The sequence below is a fragment of the Methylobacterium sp. WL69 genome (assembly GCF_008039485.1).
GTDB lineage: Bacteria > Pseudomonadota > Alphaproteobacteria > Rhizobiales > Beijerinckiaceae > Methylobacterium.
The window spans coordinates 21,785-27,967 of record NZ_VRUZ01000052.1; the positions used below are offsets into that span (position 1 = coordinate 21,785).

Sequence of the window (6,183 nt, forward strand, 5' to 3'; positions counted from 1 at the left end):
GGCCGCGTCCCCCGGCATTCGCGCGTCCCGCCTCCGCGACGCGGCCCCTCGCCGGGGAACCACCCGCCGTGCGACCGTCTCCGATCCGCAATCGGAAAAGCCCCGCATGAGCCCCAACCGCATCACCGACATCCCCGGCCTGCGCGTCGGCCACGCCGAGGATCTGCGCCTGGGCAGCGGTGTCACCGCGCTGGTCTTCGACGCGCCCGTGGTGGCGGGCGTCGACGTGCGCGGCGGCGGACCCGGCACCCGCGAGACCGACCTCCTCGATCCCGAGCGCACGGTGGAGCGCATCGATGCGATCGTGCTGTCGGGCGGGTCGGCCTTCGGCCTCGACGCGGCGGCGGGCGTCATGGCGGCTTTGGCCGAGGCCGGGCGCGGCTTCGCCGTCGGCTCTGCCCGGGTGCCCATCGTGCCCGGCGCCGTGCTGTTCGACCTCCTCAACGGCGGCGACAAGGACTGGGGCCGATTCCCGCCCTACCGCGACCTCGGCTACGCGGCGGCGCGGGCGGCGGCCGTGGACTTCGCCCTGGGCTCCGTCGGGGCCGGCACGGGGGCGACCACGGCCAACCTCAAGGGCGGCGTCGGCTCGGCCTCGGCGGAGGTCGCGGGCCTGTCGGCCCGGATCGGCGCCCTCGCCGCCGTCAACGCCTTCGGCCGGGTCACCGTGGGGGACGGGGCGCACTTCTGGGCGGCGCCCTACGAGGTCGGCGACGAGTTCGGAGCCTTGGGCTTTCCGCGCCACATGCCGCCCGAGGCGTTCGACTGGCCGCGCAAGCACGCGGGCCCGGCCGGCGCCAGCACGACCCTCGCCGTCGTTGCGACCGACGCGATCCTCACCAAGGCCCAGGCCAGGCGCCTCGCGGTGATGGCCCAGGACGGCCTCGCCCGGGCGATCCACCCGGTCCACACGCCCCTCGACGGCGACGTGGTCTTCGCCGTGGCGACGGGGCGGGTGCCGCTGGCCGACCCCGTCGGCGACCTCGCGCGCCTCGGCGACGCCGCCGCCCGGACCCTGGCGCGGGCCGTGGCCATCGGGGTCTTTTCCGCGACGTCCCTGCCGGGCTTTGAGCGGATGCCGCCGGCGTGGACCGACTGCTTCGGGCCAGGAGGCTGAAGGCGGCTGACGCGCGAAACCGTGATGGCCGGGTCGGAACGCGGCCCGGGTCCGGGCCATTGCCCGGCCGGAGCCCCGCGTCACCCATCCGATCGTGGCGGCCCCCGGGCCGGTTCGGCCCCATCCGGGGATCGGCCCGAACGCCGCAAGCGAGACCCCCATGACCGATCTCTCCCGCCGCAGCCTGATCGCCGCCACCGCCGGCGGCGCCCTGATGAGTTCGGCCGCCCGCGCCGCCGGCCCAGGTGTCCCTCCGGCAGGTTTCCCCCCGGGCGGCGTCGTCCCGGAGCGCGGGACGCAGGGCGCCCCGATTCTCGGCCCGCGCAACCCGGCGCGCGAGGCGCAGGACCCGTTCACAGTGCTGCCGCCGAAGACCGACCACGGCACCATGCCCAACCTCAAATGGTCGTTCGCCGACAGCCACATGCGCCTGGAGGAGGGCGGCTGGGCCCGGCAGACCACCATTCGCGAACTTCCGGTCTCGAAGGCCATGGCGGGGGTGAACATGCGCCTCAGGGCCGGCGTCGTGCGGGAGATGCACTGGCACAAGGAAGCGGAGTGGTCCTACATGCTCCAGGGCCGGGCCCGCATCACCGCCATCGACGCGCAGGGCCGCACCTTCGCGGACGATGTCGGCCCCGGCGACCTCTGGTACTTCCCCTCCGGCATTCCCCACTCGATCCAGGCCCTGGAGAGCGACGGCACCGACGGCTGCGAATTCCTCCTCGTCTTCGACGACGGCGCATTCTCTGAGGATTCGACCTTTCTTCTCACCGACTGGCTTGCCCATACTCCGAAGGACATTCTGGCCAAGAATTTCGGGATCCCCGAGGCGGCGTTCGCCCGGATCCCCGAGAAGGAGCTCTACATCTTCCCCGGCCCCAAGCCGGGTCCGCTTTCCGACGACCGAATGGGCGGAGCCGGCTCGATCCCCGAGGGCTTCAGCCACCGGATGCTGGCCCAGGCGCCGATCCGCACCAAGGGCGGCACGGTGCGGATCACCGATTCGACGGTCTTTCCCGCCTCCAAGACCATCGCGGCGGCCCTGGTCGAGCTCGAGCCCGGCGCCATGCGCGAGTTGCACTGGCACCCCAATGGCGACGAATGGCAGTTCTACATCGCGGGGGAGGGGCGCATGACCGTGTTCGGCTCCGAATCGAAGGCGCGGACCTTCGATTACCGCGCCGGGGACGTGGGCTACGTGCCCTTCGCCATGGGCCACTACATCGAGAACACTGGCCAGGGCCCCCTGACCTTCCTGGAGATGTTCCGGACGCCGACCTACGCCGACATCTCCTTACGCCAGTGGCTCGCCCTGACCCCCCACGCCCTGGTGGCGGCGCATACGGGAATCGACCGGGCGCTCATCGATGGCCTGCCGCAGGGCAAGGACCCGGTGATCGGACGGCCGCCCGCCTAACCCTCCGCCGACCCTTCCGCCTCCGCCCTCGCATCGGTGATGAGCGCGGCCAGCCCCGCATCGACCTCGGCGCCGAGCATCGCCCGCTCGGCGTCGGTGAGGTCGGCGGCCCAGCCGCGCTGCCCGAACCCCTCGGCGCATTTGGCGCGCTCGGCAGTGAGATAGGCCTCCGTCTCGGCCGGCCGCGTCCGCATGGCCTCGACGAGGCCGAACCAGGCGGCCCGCTCGACCACGGCGAGGCGGGCGCGCAGGCGGATCATCACCGCGCGGTCGGGGGCGACATCATCCATGGCGGAGGGCCTGCATGGCGGGGTCCTGTCGAAGCGGGGTCCTGTCGAACGCTCAGCGCCGGGGTTCGCAGCGCGTCTTCACGTAGGTGTCCCGGTCGTTGCCGTGGCCCGCATTGGCGGCGAGCACCGGCCCCTGCATCAGGCATTCCTGAAGCGTGTGGGCCGGACCGGTGATGATGTCGAGGGCCGTCTCCCGCGAGCAGTCGGGGGCCTGGACGGTGGAGGCGCAGATGAGGGCGACGACGAGGACTGGGTTCATGACCGGTGACCTAGATCGCGTGCCGGGCACGGCAAGGCCGGGACGCCGCCGGCCCTGCAGGGAAATGCCGGATCCGTTGCCGCACCCTCCCGCCGCGCCGGGCGGTCCCTGCATCCGCCCCGTCGATCCCGTTCCGTACCCGATCTGTTCGAAGATTTGTGTGAATCATAGTGCGCGGATCATTGTCCTGGGCTTTTGAGCCTAGGATAAAACGACTGGAGAGGCCGGGATCGGAAGGTCACTTTAGGGACAAAACCGGAACGGAGTGGAACGCACCTGTGGAAGCCCGGCGCGTCGCCCGATCCGGACCCGTCCCCGCATGTTAAGGTTTCCGTGCAAATGCCGTGATGCGGCGGGGCGGGTCCCGGCGTTCGGCAACCGGAGCGGGCATGAGCGTCGGCATCGAGATGGGACTGAGCATGGGGCCGGGCGCGGAGCCCGCCCGCCTCGACCTCGAGGAACTGCTGGCGACCCGTCTCCTCGTCCAGGGCAATTCGGGTTCGGGCAAGTCGCACCTCCTGCGCCGCCTCCTCGAGCAGAGCGCCGGATCGGTCCAGCAGGTGATCGTCGATCCGGAAGGCGACTTCGTCACCCTGGCGGAGGCCTACGGCCACGTGGTGGTGGACGGCGCCCACGGCGAGGCCGACCTCCAGGCCATCGCCGCCCGGGTGCGGGCCCACCGGGTCTCCGTGGTCCTCACCCTGGAGAGCCTCGACATGGAGGCGCAGATGCGCGCCGCGGCCGCCTTCCTCGGCGGCCTGTTCGAGGCCGAGCGCAGCCACTGGCACCCGGTCCTCGTCGTCGTCGACGAGGCGCAGATCTTCGCCCCCGCCGCCGCCGGCGACGTCTCCGACGAGGCGCGCAAGGCCTCCCTCGGGGCCATGACCAACCTCATGTGCCGGGGCCGCAAGCGGGGCCTCGCCGGCATCATCGCCACCCAGCGCCTCGCCAAGCTCGCCAAGAACGTCGCGGCGGAAGCCACCAACTTCCTCATGGGCCGCACCTTCCTCGACATCGACATGGCGCGGGCCGCCGACCTCCTGGGCCTCGACCGGCGCGGGGCCGAGCGGTTCCGCGACCTGGCGCGCGGCGAGTTCGTGGCCCTCGGGCCCGCCCTCAGCCGGCGGCCCCTGGCCCTGCGCATCGGCCCCGTCACCACCTCGGCGCGCTCGGGCTCGCCGAAGCTCGTCCCCCTGCCGGCCCCGGCGGACGCGGATCTCCGCGCCCTCATCCTCACCCGCTCGGCCGAGGACGGCGCCCCGGCCTGGGCCCCGGCGCCGCGCACGCCCCCGGTCCCGCGCGCGACCCCGGCCGACCTCATGCGCGAGCTCAGCGCCTACCGGCCCGAGCCCGTGGCGGCGCCCGAGCCCCTGAGCGAGGAGGAGATCCGCGCCGGCTGCGACGCGGTCCTGCGCGGCATCGCCGCCGATCCCGATGCCGGCGGCCAGCCCGTGGCGGTGGTGTATCAGGACTTCCTCGTGCGCTGCCGGATGCGCGGCCTCGACGGCGAGTCCCTGAGCCTCGCCAGCTTCCGCCGCCGCCTCGGCGTGGCCCGTGCGGGCCTCGACGAGGCCGAGCCGGCGGAGGCCGACGGGCGCTGGGACGAGGCGCAGGCCGCCGCGGCGGCCCTCCCCGACGAGGTCCAGGGCCTGTTCCTCATGCTGGCCCGCGCGGCGCTGGCGGGCGAGCCGTGTCCCGGCGACGAGGCCCTGGCCCGGGCCATCGGCAGCCGCTCGCCCGGCCGGGCCAAGCGCCTGCTGGCCTATGTCGAGACCCGGGGCACCATCGTCTGCCGCACGGATTATCGCGGCAACCGCGTCGTCGCCCTGCCGTCCCTCAACTGCGAGACGGCGCCGGGCGACCCGAAAGCCCCGATGGGCGACCTGAAGGGCGCGGAGGAGAAGGGGGCCGCGCCCGAGGCCAAGCCGGCTTCCGCCGCGGCCCCGCCGATGCCCGAGATGCCGGGCCTGTTCGCGGCCGAGTAGCCCCGGCCGCGACGCGGTTCCCCGACCGGCCGCCCGGACTTACCGCCGAGACTTGCCGCCTACTTGATCACCGCGCAGGCGATGCGCGGGCCGGCCCCGCCGATGGGCTGGGTGGCGTGGTCGTCGGGGTTGGCGTGGATGATGAGCGCCGAGCCGTCGCCGTCCTTCAGCCCGCCCTCGCCCGTGAGCGGCGTCTCGCTCGACACCTCGGCGTTCACCGAGCCGTCGGCATTGGCGAAGACGTTGGGCAGGTCGCCCTCGTCCGGGCCCTCGGGGTTGAGCAGGCCGTGCTTGCTCTGGTCGTGGTTCACGTGGGCCTTCGACTTCTCGAACTTCTCCGTGTCCGAGCAGTCGCCCACCGCGTGGAAATGGATGCCGTGCCAGCCGGGCGGCAGGCCGCCTGCGTTGATCGTCACCCGCATCACCAGGGTGTTGGCCCCGTCGCGCAGGGCGATCCGGCCGATGGCCTCGCCCTTGCCGTTCTGGATGTCGGCCTCGAAGGCCTGGGGGGCCGCCGGTGCGGCGGCGGGTGCCGCGGCCGGTGCCGGCGGCGTCGCCGGCGTCCCCTGGGCGAGGGCGGCGGCGGCGGTCAGGGCCAGGCAGGGGATGCCGAGGAGGGGGATGATCGACAGGACGCGTCTCATGGAATGGCTTTCCTCTCCACGCCGGGGGCGCTTGCGAATCTCAACGAGGCAGGGACCCGGGTCGATCCGGGACGTACCAATTCAGTCCACCGCAGGGCATGCCGCTCCGGACGCCGCCGCGCAAGCGGTTCGCGCCCGCCGCCGCGTCAGCGGTCTGCCCTCGGGAACGGCGGGGCCCGCCTTCGTTCGCTCTGTGGACGTCGTGTTGAGACTTCCTTAAGGTTTTCTCCGATCCGGGCGGGCTCGTCTTCGATTCGCGTCACCCCGCTCGGCGCGGGCCGGAACCGATCGGGAGAGCCGCATGTCCATCCAGATCCGCTTGTCGGTTCACTTGCCGATCCGCTTGGTCGCCGGGCTGGCCCTGGGCTGGGCCGGCGCCGCCACGGCGCAGACCGCCCCCGCCGAGCGGGCCTGGACCGATCCTCCGGCGCGGGGGGCCGTGGCACCGCCCGTCGCCCGGCCCGCCCC

Annotated in this window: 6 protein-coding genes; 3 read left to right on the plus strand and 3 right to left on the minus strand. The window is 73.3% G+C overall.

Features of this window, described 5'->3' with window-relative positions:
• Positions 1 to 106 precede the first annotated feature (106 nt).
• The gene (locus tag FV218_RS14590; RefSeq protein WP_147710367.1) at positions 107 to 1,117 is read left to right on the plus strand and encodes a P1 family peptidase; all 1,011 of its coding nucleotides are present in this window, start codon (positions 107 to 109) and stop codon (positions 1,115 to 1,117) included.
• A gap of 160 nt (positions 1,118 to 1,277) precedes the next feature.
• Positions 1,278 to 2,537 (plus strand): oxalate decarboxylase family bicupin, encoded by a 1,260-nt coding sequence (locus FV218_RS14595; protein ID WP_147710370.1) that lies wholly within the window; start codon positions 1,278 to 1,280, stop codon positions 2,535 to 2,537.
• Here FV218_RS14595 and FV218_RS14600 read toward each other — a convergent pair.
• A complete protein-coding gene (locus FV218_RS14600; RefSeq protein WP_147710371.1) occupies positions 2,534 to 2,827 on the minus strand; it encodes a hypothetical protein in 294 nt (97 codons plus the stop codon). The genes FV218_RS14595 and FV218_RS14600 overlap by 4 nt on opposite strands.
• Before the next feature lie 52 nt (positions 2,828 to 2,879).
• Complete coding sequence (locus FV218_RS14605; protein WP_056097427.1) at positions 2,880 to 3,086, minus strand: hypothetical protein; 207 nt, start codon at positions 3,084 to 3,086, stop codon at positions 2,880 to 2,882.
• Between the two features lie 389 nt (positions 3,087 to 3,475).
• Here FV218_RS14605 and FV218_RS14610 point away from each other — a divergent pair, with 389 nt between their 5' ends.
• A complete protein-coding gene (locus tag FV218_RS14610; protein ID WP_147710372.1) occupies positions 3,476 to 5,071 on the plus strand; it encodes a DUF87 domain-containing protein in 1,596 nt (531 codons plus the stop codon).
• A 59-nt stretch (positions 5,072 to 5,130) separates the two neighbouring features.
• On the opposite strand, the gene FV218_RS14615 is transcribed toward FV218_RS14610, so the two are convergent.
• Positions 5,131 to 5,715 (minus strand): superoxide dismutase family protein, encoded by a 585-nt coding sequence (locus FV218_RS14615; protein WP_056097431.1) that lies wholly within the window; start codon positions 5,713 to 5,715, stop codon positions 5,131 to 5,133.
• Positions 5,716 to 6,183: the final 468 nt, after the last annotated feature.